This window comes from Streptomyces sp. NPDC002044, assembly GCF_040296725.1.
GTDB lineage: Bacteria > Actinomycetota > Actinomycetes > Streptomycetales > Streptomycetaceae > Streptomyces > Streptomyces antarcticus.
Genome location: NZ_JBEOXU010000008.1, coordinates 73524 through 88204, shown reverse-complemented (window position 1 = coordinate 88204; position 14681 = coordinate 73524). Strand labels below are relative to the sequence as shown.

General features: G+C 73.5%; 12 protein-coding genes. 11 read left to right on the top strand and 1 reads right to left on the bottom strand.

What is annotated here, in order from left to right:
* The 10 genes from ABT106_RS04070 to ABT106_RS04025 form a co-directional block, all read left to right on the top strand.
* On the top strand, window positions 1-1119 hold a 1119-nt coding region (locus ABT106_RS04070; RefSeq protein ID WP_351271917.1), incomplete at its 5' end, for a resuscitation-promoting factor.
* A gap of 138 nt (window positions 1120-1257) precedes the next feature.
* Window positions 1258-2097, top strand: coding sequence for a 16S rRNA (adenine(1518)-N(6)/adenine(1519)-N(6))-dimethyltransferase RsmA (rsmA, locus tag ABT106_RS04065; protein ID WP_351271953.1), 840 nt, complete (start codon window positions 1258-1260; stop codon window positions 2095-2097).
* Window positions 2094-3002, top strand: a complete 909-nt coding sequence (locus tag ABT106_RS04060) for a 4-(cytidine 5'-diphospho)-2-C-methyl-D-erythritol kinase (RefSeq protein WP_351271914.1) — start codon at window positions 2094-2096, stop codon at window positions 3000-3002. The genes rsmA and ABT106_RS04060 overlap by 4 nt, the downstream gene beginning before the upstream one ends.
* A gap of 119 nt (window positions 3003-3121) precedes the next feature.
* On the top strand, window positions 3122-4504 hold the full coding sequence (locus tag ABT106_RS04055) for an acyltransferase family protein (RefSeq protein WP_351271911.1): 1383 nt from the start codon (window positions 3122-3124) through the stop codon (window positions 4502-4504).
* Between the two features lie 28 nt (window positions 4505-4532).
* Window positions 4533-6335 (top strand): ABC-F family ATP-binding cassette domain-containing protein, encoded by a 1803-nt coding sequence (locus tag ABT106_RS04050; RefSeq protein ID WP_351271908.1) that lies wholly within the window; start codon window positions 4533-4535, stop codon window positions 6333-6335.
* 180 nt (window positions 6336-6515) lie between these two features.
* Window positions 6516-8195 carry an outer membrane protein assembly factor BamB family protein gene (locus ABT106_RS04045; RefSeq protein WP_351271905.1) on the top strand — a complete coding sequence of 560 codons (1680 nt, stop codon included), beginning with the start codon at window positions 6516-6518 and terminating at the stop codon, window positions 8193-8195.
* A 53-nt stretch (window positions 8196-8248) separates the two neighbouring features.
* Window positions 8249-10006: a hypothetical protein gene (locus ABT106_RS04040; RefSeq protein WP_351271902.1), complete on the top strand. Its 1758-nt coding sequence runs from the start codon at window positions 8249-8251 to the stop codon at window positions 10004-10006.
* A 138-nt stretch (window positions 10007-10144) separates the two neighbouring features.
* Window positions 10145-10837 carry a LuxR C-terminal-related transcriptional regulator gene (locus tag ABT106_RS04035; RefSeq protein WP_351271950.1) on the top strand — a complete coding sequence of 231 codons (693 nt, stop codon included), beginning with the start codon at window positions 10145-10147 and terminating at the stop codon, window positions 10835-10837.
* 104 nt (window positions 10838-10941) lie between these two features.
* Window positions 10942-11901: a UDP-glucose 4-epimerase GalE gene (galE, locus tag ABT106_RS04030; RefSeq protein ID WP_351271899.1), complete on the top strand. Its 960-nt coding sequence runs from the start codon at window positions 10942-10944 to the stop codon at window positions 11899-11901.
* A gap of 476 nt (window positions 11902-12377) precedes the next feature.
* The gene (locus ABT106_RS04025) at window positions 12378-13142 is read left to right on the top strand and encodes a LuxR C-terminal-related transcriptional regulator (RefSeq protein ID WP_351271896.1); all 765 of its coding nucleotides are present in this window, start codon (window positions 12378-12380) and stop codon (window positions 13140-13142) included.
* Here ABT106_RS04025 and ABT106_RS04020 read toward each other — a convergent pair.
* Window positions 13101-13598, bottom strand: a complete 498-nt coding sequence (locus ABT106_RS04020) for a MarR family winged helix-turn-helix transcriptional regulator (protein ID WP_351271893.1) — start codon at window positions 13596-13598, stop codon at window positions 13101-13103. The two genes, ABT106_RS04025 and ABT106_RS04020, sit on opposite strands and share 42 nt — an antisense overlap.
* A 161-nt stretch (window positions 13599-13759) precedes the next feature.
* Between ABT106_RS04020 and ABT106_RS04015 the strand changes: the two genes are divergently transcribed.
* A complete protein-coding gene (locus ABT106_RS04015; RefSeq protein ID WP_351271890.1) occupies window positions 13760-14617 on the top strand; it encodes a trans-aconitate 2-methyltransferase in 858 nt (285 codons plus the stop codon).
* Window positions 14618-14681: the final 64 nt, after the last annotated feature.

Sequence of the window (14681 nt, the reverse complement as noted above, 5' to 3'; positions counted from 1 at the left end):
GTAGATCGTGGCGAAGAGGCCGATCCAGACGACATCGACGAAGTGCCAGTAGTAGTGCCGCAGGCGCTGGTCGTCGCCTTCCTCGCCGGCGGTACCAGCGCGTTCGTGGCCGCCGACAAGGCCGTACGCCTCACCGTCGACGGGGTCCCGCGCGATCTGCACACCTTCGCCGACGACATCGGTGAGCTGCTCGCCTCCGAGGGCCTCGGCGTCGGCCCCCACGACGACGTCGCCCCCGCCCCCGGCGCCCACCTCGACGACGGCGAGGAGATCGTCGTCCGCTACGGCCGCCCGCTGCGCCTCACCCTCGACGGGCGCCGGCGCCAGGTGTGGACCACCGCCCGCACCGTCGAGGGCGCCCTGCGCCAGTTCGGCATCCGCGCCGAGGGCGCCTACCTCTCCGTCCCCCGCACCGCGCCCGTCCCGCGCGCCGGCCTCACCCTCGGCGTCCGTACGGAGCGCAGCGTCACCTTCATGGCCGACGGCCGCGAGCGCACGATCCGCACCAACGCCGCGACCGTGCTGGAAGCCCTCGACCAGGCCGGCATCACCCTGCGCGGCGAGGACACCACGTCCGTGCCCCCGACCGCCTTCCCGCGCGACGGCCAGACCGTCACCGTGCTCCGGATCACCGGCAGCCGGGAGGTCCGCGAGGAGCGCGTCCCGTACGTGACGGAGCGGGTGAAGGACCCCGCCCTGTTCGCCGGCACCGAGGTCGTCGAGCGGGCCGGCCGGCCCGGCGCGCGCAGGGTCACGTACAGCCTGCGCACCGTCAACGGGGTCCGCCAGAAGGCCCGCCGGATCGCCGAGGAGACCGTCCGCGAGCCCGTCGGGCAGCTCGTCAGGGTGGGAACGAAGCCGCTGCCGACGTCCGTCGCGGGCGCCGACGGCCTGAACTGGGCGGCGCTGGCCCGGTGCGAGTCCGGCGGCCGCCCCTCCGCCACCGACCCCTCGGGCACCTACGGCGGCCTCTACCAGTTCGACGTCCGCACCTGGCAGGGGCTCGGCGGGAGCGGGCGCCCGCAGGACGCGTCGGGGTCGGAGCAGACGTTCCGCGCGAAGAAGCTCTACGTCCAGCGCGGCGCGAGCCCCTGGCCCCACTGCGGCCGCAGGCTCTAGGCACCGGTCCGGGGCGGGAGCACCCCGTCGATCTGAGACGCTTTACCGGTGAGCACCGCAGAGCAGCAGCCCCAGAACCCAGAGAACCCCGAGAACCCCGGGCATCCCGTATCCGACTCCCTCCTCGGCCCCGCCGACATCCGGGAGCTGGCCGCGGCACTCGGCGTACGCCCGACGAAGCAGAAGGGCCAGAACTTCGTCATCGACGCCAACACGGTCCGCCGGATCGTGCGCACCGCCGGGGTCCGCCCCGACGACGTGGTCGTCGAGGTCGGGCCGGGCCTGGGCTCGCTGACGCTCGCGCTGCTGGAGGCGGCGGACCGGGTCGTCGCGGTGGAGATCGACGACATCCTCGCGGCGGCGCTGCCCGCCACCATCGAGGCCCGCATGCCCGCGCGCACGGACCGCTTCGCGCTGGTCCACTCCGACGCGATGCTGGTCACGGAGCTGCCCGGGCCGGCGCCGACCGCGCTCGTCGCGAACCTGCCGTACAACGTGGCCGTGCCCGTGCTGCTCACGATGCTCGACCGCTTCCCGAGCATCGAGCGAACCCTGGTCATGGTGCAGGCCGAGGTCGCCGACCGGCTCGCCGCAGAGCCCGGGAACAAGGTCTACGGAGTCCCCTCCGTGAAGGCCAACTGGTACGCGCAGGTCAAGCGTGCCGGGTCCATCGGCCGCAAGGTCTTCTGGCCCGCGCCGAACGTCGACTCCGGACTCGTCTCGCTCGTCCGCCGCACGGAGCCGGTCAAGACCACCGCCACCAAGGCCGAGGTCTTCGCGGTCGTGGACGCGGCCTTCGCCCAGCGCCGCAAGACGCTGCGCGCCGCCCTGGCCGGCTGGGCCGGTTCGGCGGCCGGCGCCGAAGCGGCCCTGGTCGCCGCCGGCGTCTCGCCGCAGGCCCGCGGGGAGTCGCTGACGGTGGAGGAGTTCGCGGCCATCGCCGAGCACAAGCCGGCGGCGCGGGAGACCGCGCTGTGAGCGGCGCCGTGACCGTGCGGGTCCCCGCGAAGGTCAACGTGCGCCTCGCGGTGGGCGGGGTCCGCCCCGACGGCTTCCACGACCTGGCCAACGTCTTCCTGGCCGTCTCCCTCTTCGACGAGGTCACGGCCACCGCGGCCGACGCGCTGACGGTCACCTGTGAGGGGCCCGACGCGCACAAGGTCCCGCTGGACCGCACCAACCTCGTGGCGCGCGCCGCCGAGGCGCTGGCCGCACGGAGCGGCCTCGACCCCGCCGTCCACCTGCACATCGCCAAGCGCATCCCGGTGGCGGGCGGCATGGCGGGCGGCAGCGCCGACGGCGCCGCCGCCCTGCTGGCCTGCGACGCCCTGTGGGGCCTGGACACCCCGCGCGCCGAACTCCTCGGGATCTGCGCGGAGCTGGGCAGCGACGTCCCGTTCAGCCTGACGGGCGGCGCGGCGCTGGGCACCGGCCGCGGCGAACTGCTGACCCCGCTGGACGCGGGCACCTTCCACTGGGTGTTCGCGGTCGCCGACGGCGGACTGTCCACCCCGGCGGTCTACCGCGCGTTCGACCGCCTCGCCGCCGCTGCCGGTACGGAGGTCCCCGCGCCGGCCGCCTCCCCGGAACTGCTGGCCGCCCTCGCCTCGGGCGACCCGGACGCGCTGGCCGCCACCCTGGCCAACGACCTGCAGCCCGCCGCCCTCTCGCTGCGGCCGCGGCTGGCCGCCGTACTGGCCGCCGGGACGGGCGCCGGAGCACTGGCCGGGATGGTCTCCGGGTCGGGGCCGACGACGGCGTTCCTGGTCCGGGACGCGGAAGCCGCCGCCAAGGTCGCCGCCGGGCTGGACGCCTCCGGCACCTGCCGGGCCACGCACGTCGCGTCCGGCCCGGCCCCCGGCGCCACGGTCCTGCCGGGCTGATCCCCCTCACCCGGGGGCCCGGCAAGGGGCCCCGGGTGGGCCGCGGGCGGGTGTACCCAGGCCGGAACTGAGTACCCGTACCCTGTCGCGGGCCCCCCGGCGGCGGTGATGTTGGGGCCATGACAGTCAGCGCCGAAGCCGTGGCCGCCGCCACCCCCGCCACCCGGGACCGGTACATCGACCTGCTCCGCGTCGCCTCGCTCGGCACCGTCGTGTGCGGGCACTGGCTGATGGCCGCCGTCAGCGCCGACGGGATAGGGAACCTGCTCGCCCTCGTGCCGGGGCTCCAGGTCCTCACCTGGGGGCTCCAGATCATGCCCGTCTTCTTCTTCGTCGGCGGCTTCTCGCACGCCCTGTCCCACCGCTCCCTCGCCCGCCGGACCGGCCGCCCGGTCTACGCCGACTTCCTGCGGGCCCGCCTCCAGCGGCTGCTGCGGCCCACCCTCGTCTTCGTCCTCGTGTGGAGCGCGGCCGCCCTCGCGCTCCAGCTCGCCGGCGCCGGCGGGGGACGGCTGACCGGGGCCGCCCTGCGGCTGGTCACCCAGCCGCTGTGGTTCATCGGGATCTACCTGGCCATGGTCGCCTTCACCCCGCCGCTGCTGCGGCTGCACGAGCGCTTCGGCTGGGGCGCCTTCGCCGGGCTGGCCGGCGCCGCCGCCCTCGTCGACGGGCTGCGCTTCGCCCTCGGGGTCCCGTACGTGGAGTTCCTGAACTTCGCGCTCGTCTGGCTCGCCGTGCACCAGCTGGGCTTCCTGCGCGCCGACGGCCGCCTGGGCGGCCTGCGCCGGCCGGCCGCCCTGGCCGCCGCCGGGCTCACCGGGGCCGTCCTGCTCGTCGCGTTCGGGCCGTACCCGCTGTCCATGGTCGGGATGCCCGGCGAGAAGGTGTCCAACATGGCGCCGCCCACCCTCGCCCTGCTCTGCCACGGCCTGTGGCTCGTCGGCGCCGTCCAGCTCCTGGCCGGGCCCGCCACCGCGTGGCTGCGCCGACCGCGGGTCTGGCGCGGGGTCGTCGCCGCCAACGGCGTCGCCATGACCGCCTTCCTCTGGCACCTCACGGCGATGCTGGGGGTGTACGCGGCCCAGCTCGCCCTCGGCCTCGCCCTCCCGGCCCCCGCCGGAGCGGCCTGGTGGGCGCAGGTTCCCGTACGGCTCGCCCTCGCGGCCCTGGTGACCGCGCTGCTCGTCGCCCTGTTCCGCCGCTTCGAGGCCCCGGCCCGGCCGGCCCCCGCCGCGCCGCACGGCAGCGCCCCGGCCGCGCCGCCCGCCGGCCTCCCCGCCGGCCTCCCCGGCAGCGGGCCGTCGGCCGCCCTCGGGATCACGCTCTGCCTCCTCGGCGTCCTCCGCCTGTCCATGACCGGCCTCGGGGGCCTGCTGGAGGGCCACAGCGCCACCCTGATCGCCGTGCCGGTCACCGCGCCCGTCGCCATCGGCATGGCGCTGGGAGGCTGGCTCCTGGTGGAACGGTCGGCCCCGGCCCGGAGGGTTAGGCTGAGGGGCTGATCCACACCCCTTCCCTGGAGCGCGTCTGATGGCCGTCAATCTGGTCAATGTCGAGGCAGTCAGCAAGGTGTACGGCACACGTACCCTGCTCGACGGCATCTCCCTCGGCGTGTCCGAGGGGGACCGGATCGGCGTCGTCGGTCGCAACGGCGACGGGAAGACCACCCTCATCCGGATGATCGCCAAACTGGAGGAGCCCGACAGCGGACGGGTCACCCAGAACAGCGGACTGCGCATGGGCGTCCTCACCCAGCACGACTCCCTCGACCCCGCGGCCACCGTCCGCCACGAGATCATCGGGGACATGGCCGACCACGAGTGGGCCGGCAACGCCAAGATCCGCGACGTGCTCACCGGCCTCTTCGGCGGGCTGGACCTGCCCGGCTTCGGCCAGGGCCTGGACACCGTCATCGGCCCGCTCTCCGGTGGCGAGCGCCGCCGCATCGCGCTGGCCCAGCTGCTCATCGCCGACCAGGACCTGCTGATCCTCGACGAGCCCACCAACCACCTCGACGTCGAGGGCATCTCCTGGCTCGCCCAGCACCTCCAGGAGCGCCGCTCCGCGCTCGTCTGCGTCACCCACGACCGCTGGTTCCTCGACCAGGTCTGCACCCGCATGTGGGACGTGCAGCGCGGCGACGTGCACGAGTACGAGGGTGGCTACAGCGACTACGTCTTCTCCCGCGCCGAGCGCGACCGCATCGCCGCCACCGAGGAGTCCAAGCGGCAGAACCTGATGCGCAAGGAGCTGGCCTGGCTGCGCCGCGGCGCCCCGGCCCGGACCTCCAAGCCCCGCTACCGCATCGAGGCCGCCAACGAGCTCATCGCCGACGTGCCGCCGCCGCGCGACACCTCCGAGCTGATGAAGTTCGCCAACGCCCGCCTCGGCAAGACGGTCTTCGACCTGGAGGACGTCACCGTCCAGGCCGGCCCCAAGACCCTGCTGGAGCACCTGACCTGGCACCTGGGCCCCGGCGACCGCGTCGGCCTGGTCGGCGTCAACGGCGCCGGCAAGACCTCCCTGCTGCGCGCCCTCGCCGAGGCCGCCCGCACCCAGGGCGAGGTCCAGCCCGCCAAGGGCAAGGTCATCGTGGGCAGGACCGTCAAGCTCGCCTACCTCTCCCAGGAGGTCGGCGAACTCGACCCCTCCCTGCGGGTGCTGGAAGCCGTCCAGCGGGTGCGCGACCGCGTCGACCTCGGCAAGGGCCGCGAGATGACGGCGGGCCAGCTGTGCGAACAGTTCGGCTTCACCAAGGAGAAGCAGTGGACGCCGGTCGGCGACCTCTCCGGCGGCGAGCGCCGCCGGCTGCAGATCCTGCGGCTGCTGATGGACGAGCCCAACGTCCTGTTCCTCGACGAGCCCACCAACGACCTCGACATCGAGACCCTGACCCAGCTGGAGGACCTCCTCGACGGCTGGCCCGGTTCGATGATCGTGATCTCCCACGACCGGTTCTTCATCGAGCGCACCACCGACACGGTGATGGCCCTGCTCGGCGACGCCAGCCTGCGGATGCTGCCGCGCGGCCTGGACGAGTACCTGGAGCGCCGCCGGAAGATGATCGAGGCGGCCACGCCGGCGCCCGCCCCCGCGTCCGCCGGGGCCAAGACGTCCGCCTCCGGTGACTCCCGTGCCGCGAAGAAGGAGCTCCAGAAGATCGAGCGGCAGCTGAACAAGCTCTCCGACCGCGAGAGCGGCCTGCACGCGCAGATCGCCGAGAACTCCACCGACTACGACAAGGTGGCCAAGCTCGACGCGGAGCTGAGGGAACTGCTCTCCGACCGCGACGACTTGGAGATGCGCTGGCTGGAGCTGGCGGAGGAGGCGTAGCCCTCCGGCCGCACTCCGGCCGTACTCCCCCCCCGTACTCCGGGCCGGGTGGCCGGATAACGGCGGCGTCACGGGCCGGTCCTCCCTTGGGAACAGGGGGCGGACCGGCCCGGCATAAGGAAGGCGTGAGTGATAGAAAGGCATCCCCCACGACCTCACCGAAGCCGAAAGCGTGCGCTGATGACCGAGCCGCCCCAGCCGCCGAACCAGCCGCCGACACCTTCCGGTTACGGCCACCTGCCCGGCCCGCCCCAGCCCGGCTACGGCTACCCGCCGCAGGGCGCGAACCCGTACGCCCAGCAGCCGCCGTACGGTCAGCAGCCTCCCCAGCAGCCTTCCCAGCTCCCGCAGTACCCGCCGCAGCAGCCCCCGCCCGGCTACGCCCACCCGCCGCAGCCCCCGACCGTGCCCGCGGGCCCGGCGCCCGGCGCCCCCGGGACCCCGCCGAAGAAGAAGGCGACCGTCCTGATCGCCGCGGCCGTCGCGGGCGCCCTCGTCCTCGGCGCCGGCGCGTACGTCGCCTTCTTCCGTGACGGTGACGCGGACCCCAGGCAGCCCGTGGCGCAGGGATCCACCCCCGCCGACCCCAAGCCCTCGGCCTCCGCCGAGGTCGACAAGGGCGACGGCACCGGCAACGGCGCCGGCGAGGAAGACCTCAACGCCGGCCGGCAGCAGGGTGAGGACAAGGTCCTCTGGCTCAAGACCGCCAAGATCGACGGCCCCGGCATGGGAGTCGAGTCCGAGGGCCAGTGGGTCGTCGGCGACACCGTCGTCAAGAGCGTCTGGAAGTCCCTCACCGGCTACGGAGTCGCCGACGGCAAGGAGAAGTGGACGCTTCCCTTCCCCGCCGCGGTCTGCTCCGTCACCCCCCAGACCACCGCCGACAACAAGACGGTCGTCATGTACCGGGAGAGCGAGGCGGAGTCCGCCGCCTGCACGCAGATGCGCGTGGTCGACCTGGCGTCGGGCAAGGAGGTCTGGTCCAAGGAGGTGCCCAAGGAGCAGCTCTTCGACATCTTCACCAGCCCGAGCATCGCCATCACCGGCGACACCGTGGCCATCAGCCGCGGCGGCACCGCCAGCGCCTTCAAGATCAGCAACGGCGACAAGCTCTTCGCCAGCACCCAGGCCGAGGGCTGCAAGCCGGGCTCCTACGCGGCCGGCAACGGCACGATGGTCGGCCTCGCCACCTGCCTCGACGAGGACAAGACCGCCGAGGTCCAGGGCACCGACCCCGTCACCGGCAAGCGCGGCTGGACCTACCGGGTTCCCAAGTCCTTCAAGGTCAGCAGCGTGTACTCGCTGGACCCGCTCGTCCTCGAACTCGGCAACGAGGCGACGAAGGAGATCGTCATCACGGTGATCGGACCCGACGGGAAGCAGGGCGCCACCCTCTCCGCCGAGGGAAAGTTCCCGGTCGGGTGCGGTGACACCGGCATCTTCCGGTCCCTGTCCGTCTGTTCCTCGGCCGTCGTCGACGGGGGCACCCTCCACCTCGCCACCGCGCGCGACGCCGTGGCGGGCAACGCCGTCGTCGCCTTCGATCTGTCCACGGGCAAGGAGAAGTGGCGCACCCCGGCCGGGGCCAAGCGCACCCTCACCCCGCTCAAGGCCGTGGGCGGGCAGCTCATCGCCTACCGCCACGCCGAGTACGACAAGGGCGGCGAGATCCTCTCCGTCCCGGCCGGCGGCGCCGCCCCCACCGCGCTCCTGCGCAATCCGTCGGGCGCGGCGGCTCCGGTCGAGAGCTCCTTCCACACCCCCGGACTCGACTACGTCGACGGGCGGTTCTTCCTCTCCGTATCGCGCCTGCAGGCCCGGGGCAAGGACGAGAAGTTCCTGATGGTCTTCGGCAAGTGAACGCGTCCGCCGAGCCGCCCACCGAGCCGCCCACCGAGAGGCAGTCGCCACCCATGAGCACCCCGCCGCCCCCCAGCCAGCCGCCGTCCGGCGGCTTCGGAGCGCCGCAGGATCCCCCGCCGGGCGGATTCGGCGCGCCCGCCCCGCCGCCCGCGCCGCCGCAGCAGCCCCCGGCCGGCTACGGATACCCGCAGCAGCCCCCGGCGGGCTACGGATACCCGCAGCAGCCCCCGGCGGGCTACGGATACCCGCAGCAGCAGCCCGGCCCCGGTACCCCGCCGCCGTACGGACAGCCGCCCACCGCCCCGATGTACGGACAGCCGCCCACCGTGCCGGTCCAGGCCGCCCGGCCGCCGGCCGGCGGCAACGACAAGCGCACCCAGCTGATGATCGTCGGAGCCGCCCTGCTGGCCATCGTCATGATCGTCGGAGGCGGCCTCTGGTACGTCTCCGGCGACGGTGACGGCGGCGGCACCGACGGGCAGCCCACCGCGAGCGGCAGTCCCGGCGCGGGCCCCGACGGCAAGCCCCAGGGCGCGGGCGGCTCCGAGAAGGTGCCCGGCAACCCCAAGTCGAAGCCGCTGTTCAACCAGCCCAGCCCGCAGCCGGCCGACATCGCCAACGTCGCCGGCTCCTGGCTGACCGACTCCACCTACGTCAAGTCCGACGTCGCGAAGGTGGTCGGCTACAACGTCGTCGACGGCGGCAAGACGTGGGAACTGCCCTTCCCCGGCGAGCTGTGCGGCGCGACGCGGCACGTGAGCGACAACAAGACGGCCGTCCTCTTCAAGGCCGTCATGCCCACGCCCGAGAACAAGTACCCCCAGTGCACCGAGGTCGGCGTCATCGACCTGGGCACCGGCAAGCTCCTCTGGTCCGGCAACGCCAAGGGCGCCACCAGCGGCGACAAGCCCGTGTCCTACTACGAGGTCACCCTCAGCGGCCAGACCGTCGCGGCCGCGGGTACCGCGGGCGGCGCCGCCTGGAACCTCGCCGACGGCAAGTCCCTGTGGCTGCCCAAGATCGACGGCGAGGGCTGCCGCGACGCGGGCTACGCGGGCGGCGAGGCCCTCGGCGTGATCCGCAAGTGCGGCCAGAGCTCCAGCCCGACCCTGCACGCGCAGCTCCTCGACCCGGCCACCGGCGCGCCCACGGCCTCGTACAAGCTCGCGCCGGGCATCGAGTACGCCGGCATCGTCTCCACGAAGCCCCTCATCGTCGGGGCCGACGTCGGCAAGACCGCCAAGAACGCCACCGGCGTCAGCGACCTCTTCGTCATCGCGCCCACGGGCGAGCTGAAGGCGCGCATCTCGCTCGCCGACGGCACGTTCGCCGGCAAGTGCGCGGCCACCGAGGTCGAGAAGTGCACCAACATGGTCGTCGGCAACGGCAAGATCTACGTGCCCTCCTACGAGCACCAGGGCGGCGAGTCCGCCAGCGGCCGCACCAACGAGCTGCTCTCCTTCGACCTGGAGACCGGCAAGCAGACCACCGACCGCGCCGACGCGGGCGAGCGGTTCACGCTGTTCCCGCTGCGCATGGACGGCTCGAACGTCATCGCCTACAAGAGGCCCCCCTACGACAAGGGCGGCCAGATCGTCAGCATCGACGGGACGACCATGAAGGAGACCCTCCTCATGCAGAACCCGGCGGACAAGGCGAGCCAGCGCATCGAGACGGCGTTCTCGCCCGAGTACTCCGAGTACCGCTACCACAACGGCAAGCTGTTCATCTCGCGGACGACGGCCCGCAAGCCCTACTCGGACAAGAGCGATCCCGAGTACCTGTTCGTCTCCTTCACCGCGAGCTGACGCCGAGCCGGCCGCTCCCGCTCCCGCACGCAGCCCCCGGAAGGTCCGCCTTCCGGGGGCTTCTGCGCGGTATCCCCCTCGCTCCGTCGAACAAGCGTGTAGCTTGCCGGGGCAGAAGGGTCGGGGGTGGATGCCTTCATGGGCGTACGGGTCGTGGTGGTCGACGAGCACCGCCTGCTGGCCGAGGCGCTCGCCTCGGCCCTGAAACTGCGCGGGCACCGCGTGCTCGCCGCGGCCGCCCCGGCCGCGGGCGCCGCCGAGCTGGTGATCAGCCGGGCCCCGGAGGTCTGTCTCTTCGGCACCGCTTCCCCGGCCGAGCCGGGCGTGTTCGAGCCCGTGGCCCGCATCAGGCGGGAGCGCTCACAGATCGCCGTGGTCGTCCTGGGACCGGTCCCCAGCCCGCGCGGGATCGCGGCCGCCTTCGCCGCCGGCGCCTCGGGGTACGTACGCCAGGACGAGCGGATCGAGGGCGTGGAACGGGCCCTGGCCAAGGCGCGGGCCGGCGAGGTCGCGATCTCCCCGCAACTGCTCCAGGGAGCCTTCGCCGAACTCCTCAACCCGGCCGTCCAGCCCGACGACGAGGGCAGCCGGCTGCTGCGCCTGCTCACCCCGCGCGAGGTGGAGGTCCTGGCCCGGGTCGCCGAGGGCGAGGACACCCGGATGATCGCGGCGGGGATGGAGATCGCCCCCAGCACCGCCCGCACGCACGTGCAGCGGGTGCTGATGAAGCTCGGCGTGGGGTCCCGGCTGGAGGCGGCCGCGCTGGCGGCCCGTACCGGACTCCTGGACCGGGTGGCCCCCGCGCAGCCGCCCGGCGCGGCCCGCGGCTGAGCGGAGCGGGCCGCCGATTTCCCTGCGGGCGCCGGATCGGGTAAGCCAGTCTCCAGCACGCGCACGCACCCAGCGCGCGTTCCCCCGCGAGAGGCAGTAGGCGAGTGAGCAAGTACCTGGTAACCGGTGGCGCCGGATATGTCGGCAGCGTGGTCGCCGCCCACCTCCTGGAGGCCGGCCACGAGGTCACCGTCCTCGACGACCTCAGCACCGGCTTCCGCGCGGGCGTCCCGGAGGGTGCCACCTTCATCGAGGGCCGCATCCAGGACGCCGCCGACCACCTCGACGACTCCTACGAGGCGGTGCTGCACTTCGCGGCGTCCTCGCAGGTCGGCGAGTCCGTGGCGAACCCGGCCAAGTACTGGGAGAACAACGTCGGCGGCACCCTCGCGCTGCTGAACGCCATGCGCGGGGCGGGCCTGCGCAAGCTGGTCTTCTCCTCCACCGCCGCCACCTACGGGGAGCCGGCGGAGGGCCTGCTGACCGAGGCGTCCGTCACCGCGCCGACCAACCCGTACGGCGCCACGAAGCTCGCCGTGGACCACATGATCGCGGGGGAGTGCGCGGCGCACGGCCTGGCCGCCGTCTCCCTGCGCTACTTCAACGTGGCGGGCGCGTACGGGCGGTTCGGGGAGCGGCACGCCCCCGAGACCCACCTGATCCCGCTGGTCCTCCAGGTCGCGCTCGGCGAGCGGGAGTCGATCTCGGTGTTCGGCGAGGACTACCCGACCCCGGACGGCACCTGCGTGCGCGACTACATCCACGTCGCGGACCTCGCGGAGGCCCACCTCGCCGCGCTGGAGAACGCCACCGCCGGCGAACACCTGATCTGCAACCTCGGCAACGGCAGCGGCTTCTCGGTCCGCGAGGTCGTCGAGACGGTCCGCAAGGTCACCGGCCGGGAGATCCCGGAGGTCGTCGCCCCGCGCCGGGCCGGCGACCCGGCGGTCCTGGTCGCCTCCGCCCGCACCGCCCACGAGCGTCTCGGCTGGACCCCGAACCGCTCGGACCTCACCGGCATCATCTCGGACGCGTGGAACTTCGCGCGCACGCACGCCTCCTGACCCCTCGGCCCCGCCGGGCCCGCCGCCGTCCCCCACGCCCCCCGCACCGCCAGGTACGGGGGGCGTACGCGTGTGCGCCGCGCGCCGCGATCGGGAGCCGTGCGCGGGCGCCCGGCGTGCACGCGCGGGGTGAAATGCCCCCCGTGCAACTGCCCGCGGCACACGCCGGGTCGGAAGCGGCCATCCGGACCTTCGGCGCAGTCGAAATCAAGCCATGACAAAGGCCGTTCGGAACGGCTGTGCGGGAAAATCGCTGGGAAAACTTCTGCAATTCGGCCAACTGTCAGCCGCCCCGGCTCTACGCTGTTGCGTGACACCGGTGGGGGCCGGTGTTGATTCAGGGGTCGAGACACGTCGGGTACGGCGTCCGCTCCGGGGTAGTGCAGAGGTGTCTCGGCGGCGGCCGCGACGGCTGCGGATCACCCGGTCCGGGCGCCGTACCCGCCGCCGTCCGTTCCCCTACCCTTGGGGGTTTTGTGGTTCGTATCCGGGTTCTCGTGGTCGACGATCACCGCATCTTCGCCGAATCGCTCGCAGCCGCGCTCGCGGCCGAGCCGGACGTGGACGTGTCCGCGGCCGGCAGCGGCCCCGCCGCCCTGCGCTGCCTCGAACGCGCGGTGGCCGAGGGCCGCCGCTTCGACGTCCTGCTGGTCGACGCCGATCTCGGTGTCGCGGCCGGGTCACTGCCCGCCCAGCGGGAGTCCGGCTCGGGGCCGCCGGGCGGTGCGGACGGGATCGCGCTGGTCGCGGGGGTGCGGGTGTCCCATCCGGGAGTCCGTACCGTGGTCCTCGCGGAGCGGGACGAACCCCGCCGGGCCGCGCTGGCGTTGCAGGCGGGGGCCTCGGGCTGGGTGGCGAAGGACTGCTCGCTCTCCCGGCTGCTGGCCGTGGTCCGCGGCGTGCTGCGCGAGGAGACGCACCTCCCGCCCGCGCTGCTCACCGGAGTGCTCCGCGAGCTGACCGCGGCACGCAAGCACCGTACGGACAGCGAGCGGCTCGTGGAGTCGCTCACCCCGCGCGAGCACGAGGTGCTGCGCTGCATGGTGGCGGGACTGGGCCGCAAGGACGTGGCGGCGCGGCTGTTCCTGTCCCCGCACACCGTCCGCACCCACATGCAGAACGTGCTGGGCAAACTCGGAGTGCACTCGACGCTCGCCGCGGTGGCGCTGGCCAGGCGGGCCGGCGTACGTCCCGCGGAACTAGCCGGGGATGTTGTCGAACGGAGCGGTCAACTGGCGTAGCAGCCCGGCGAGATCGCCCCGCTGGTTCTGGGAGAGCCGGGCGAGGATCGCCCGTTCCTGGGCCAGCAGTCCGGCGAGGGCCTGGTCGGCGCGGTCCCTGCCCTCGGGGGTCAGCCGCACCAGGACCCCGCGGCGGTCGCTGGGGTCCGGGAGCCGCTCGACGAGGCCCTTCTTGGCGAGCCGGTCGATGCGGTTGGTCATGGTGCCGGAGGTGACCAGGGTCTGGGTCAGCAGCTGGCCCGGGGAGAGCTGGTAGGGCGCTCCGGCGCGCCGCAGCGAGGTGAGGACGTCGAACTCCCACGGCTCCAGGCCGTGCTCGGAGAAGGCGAGCCTGCGGGCGCGGTCGAGGTGGCGCGCGAGCCTGCTGACGCGGCTCAGCACTTCGAGCGGTTCCACGTCGAGGTCCGGACGCTCCCGCCGCCAAGCCGCGACCAATCGGTCGACCTCGTCCTCCATGCGGATCAGTGTAAGGGGTCTGTCGATGTGAAGTCTCTTCATGTCATGTATCTCGCTATCAAGTATCTTGACATCGAGATATAAACGGGTCGACGATGGGGCATGGAGGGGGCCGGAACAGCTTCCGCTTCCGACCACCCCGCCAGCAGGGAGGCTCGTACATGCATTCCGATACCGCGCAGGACCGGAACCCCGCGGCCACCGCGCCCTCCGCGCCCACCTGGGACCCCCAGCAGTACCTCCGGCACGCCGGACACCGCGCCCGCCCCTTCGTCGACCTGCTGGCCCGGATACCCGGGCTGCCCGGCCGGCCCGCCCGCATCGCCGACCTCGGCTGTGGCCCGGGCAACGTCACCACCCTCCTCGCCGACCGCTGGCCCGAGGCCCGCATCACCGGGTTCGACCTCTCCCCGGAGATGCTGCACCGCGCCACCGGGGAGTACGCCGGGCCCACCGCCGGCGGCGGCAGCCTCGAGTTCCGGCACGGGGACCTGGCCACCTGGCTCCCCGAGGAGCCGTACGACCTGATCGTCTCCAACGCCGCCCTGCAGTGGGTCCCCAGCCACCCCGGCTCCTTCGGCCCGTGGATCAACGGGCTGCGCCCCGGCGGCACCTTCGCCTTCCAGATACCCGGCAACTTCACCGCCCCCAGCCACGCGCTGCTCGCCGAGATCTGCGACGCCCCGCGCTGGCGTTCCCGGCTCGCCGGGCACGGCGCCCACTACGTACACCTCCTCGAACCCGCCGAGTACCTGGCCCGGCTGACCGAGCTCGGCTGCGCCGTCGAGGTCTGGGAGACCACGTACTTCCAGCTGCTCCAGGGTGCCGACCCGGTGCTCGACTGGGTCAAGGGCACGGCCCTGAGGCCCGTCCTCACCGCCCTCGGCGAGGACCGGGACGCCGTGGACGCCCTCCTCACCGAGTACCGCGACCGGCTGCGCGCGGCCTACCCGCCGGGCCCGCGCGGCACCGTCTTCCCGTTCCGCCGCATCTTCGCCGTCGCGCGCAAGGAGGTCTGACCGGCGGCCGCGGGCGGTGCGGCCGGACGCGCGGCGGCGCCCCGTCGCCGGAGGGTTCCGGTGA